Genomic DNA, 809 nt, shown 5'->3' on the forward strand with positions numbered 1-809 from the left:
GGGCAGGCGCAGCGCGTCGCGGTCGCGCGCGCCGTGCATCGAGCGCTCGCGACCGACGCGCCGCTCGTGCTCCTCGACGAGCCCACGTCGGCACTCGACGCCGGACGCGAACGGGCGATGGCAGCGGCGCTCGAGGATCTCGCGCGCTCCGGCCGGATCGTCGTCGTCGCAACGCATCGCGGCGCACTCGCCGATGCCGCCGACCGAGTCGTCGCGATCCGGGAGGCGATCCGTGCCTGATCGTTCCCGGTCGGTCCTGCGGCAGGCGGTCCCGCCGGTCGGACGGCTCGTGCCGTCGGTCCTCCTCGGCGTGCTCGCGGGCCTCTCGAGCGTCGCCCTGCTCGCCTCGAGCGCGTGGCTCATCGCCAGGGCGGCGGAGCAGCCGCCCATCCTGTTCCTCTCGCTCGGGGTCGTCGGGGTCCGCGCGTTCGCGATCGGGCGTGCGGTGTTCCGCTACCTCGAGCGGCTCGCCGGCCACGACGCGGCGTTCCGCCAGCTCGCCGAGATCCGCGTCGGCGTCTTCGAGCGGATGCTCCCGCTCGCGCCCGACGGACTGGTGGCGTCCCGTCGGGGAGACCTGCTCTCCCGATTCGTCGGGGACGTCGACGAACTGCAGAACGTGAGCCTCCGCATCGTCCAGCCGTTGGCGAGTGCGACGATCGTGCTCGGGGCCGCGATCGCGGGGCTCGCCTGGCTCGCGCCGAGCTCGGCGATCGTCGTCGTCGCGGTCATCGCGTCGGGCGTCGGCGCCGCCGTCGTCGCGCAGTCGCTGCTCGCCGCTCGTGCCGACGCGCGTCTCGCGCCGCTGC

The 809-nt window shown here is 74.9% G+C and carries 2 pseudogenes; both read left to right on the forward strand.

Annotated features, from left to right (window positions below):
• Window positions 1–240 (forward strand): annotated as a pseudogene (locus tag ESO86_RS17875) (thiol reductant ABC exporter subunit CydD); the annotation flags it as partial.
• A pseudogene (locus ESO86_RS17880) lies at window positions 233–809 on the forward strand (thiol reductant ABC exporter subunit CydC); the annotation flags it as partial. The pseudogenes ESO86_RS17875 and ESO86_RS17880, both read left to right, overlap by 8 nt.

It is taken from the genome of Agromyces binzhouensis (assembly GCF_004135055.1).
GTDB classification, from domain to species: domain Bacteria; phylum Actinomycetota; class Actinomycetes; order Actinomycetales; family Microbacteriaceae; genus Agromyces; species Agromyces binzhouensis.